Genomic DNA, 1,051 nt, shown 5'->3' with positions numbered 1-1,051 from the left:
TTACGGTACAGAAATTACCGCCCCTGATAATCCGACAAGAAAAGGTTATACCTTTAGGGGTTGGGATAAGGAAATCCCCGAAACCATGCCTGCCGAAAACATTACAATCACGGCACGGTGGAGAGATACCGAAAAGCCGACGGGCGAAATTATAATAGGCACGAATAAATGGAATGAATTCTTAAACGAGCTTACCTTTGGCATATTCTTCAAGGATACACAGGAAGTAACTATAAATGCCGTTGATAATAGCGGAGTTGTGTTTGTATCCTATTTGGTAACAGATAAGGAGCTTTCCGAGGCTGAACTGAACTCTCTTGTATTCCGTGCATATGAAGAACCGTTCCGCATAGAACCCAACGGAGAATATATTATTTATGTAATGCTTGTTGATGAAAATATTAACATAACATACCTTCGCTCCGACCGACTAACGCTTGATAATATTCAGCCTGTAATCAGCGGTATTGAGAACGGCAAGACCTATTGTGAGGCACAAACCGTTACTGTTGATGAGAAGAATGTTGATACCGTTACCGTAAACGGCACGGCGGTTACGCTTGATGCAGACGGAGGTTTTGTTCTTCCTCCGACAAACGGTGAGCAGAAGATAGTTGTCACCGACAAAGCGGGCAATAATGCAGAGATGACCGTAACAGTCAACAACGGCCATACCTTTGGTGAATGGGTATCTGACAATGACGGTAAGCATACCCGAAAATGTACCGTGGACGGATGCGATGCGTTTGAAACCGAAAATTGCTCAGGCGGCAATGCCACCTGTACCAAAAAGGCGGTATGTGATGTCTGCGGTAAGGCCTACGGAGAACCTGACGGAACAAACCACGAGGGCGGTGTACAGGAGTGGACGACAAGAACCGCTTTTAATCACGAACAAAAATGGAACTGCTGTGGTGCTGTGATTGTGGCAAGTGAAGCGCACGAGTGGAAAGATGGTGTGTGCCAAGAGTGCGGATATGTATGTCTGCATAATGATACGGATAAAAACCATATCTGTGACTACTGCGAAAAGACAATCTCTGAACACGAA

1 protein-coding gene is annotated in these 1,051 nt (G+C 45.1%); it reads left to right on the top strand.

Going from position 1 to position 1,051, the window contains the following annotated elements; all coding sequences use genetic code 11:
- Positions 1-1,051: InlB B-repeat-containing protein (locus RBATCC27255_RS00060; RefSeq protein ID WP_147639933.1), on the top strand; the 1,051-nt coding region annotated here is incomplete at both ends.

The sequence above is a fragment of the Ruminococcus bromii genome (genome assembly GCF_002834225.1).
Classification (GTDB): Bacteria; Bacillota; Clostridia; order Oscillospirales; family Acutalibacteraceae; genus Ruminococcoides; species Ruminococcoides bromii.
The sequence above is the reverse complement of the archived record's forward strand: the minus strand, read 5'-3'. Positions and strand labels throughout refer to the sequence as shown.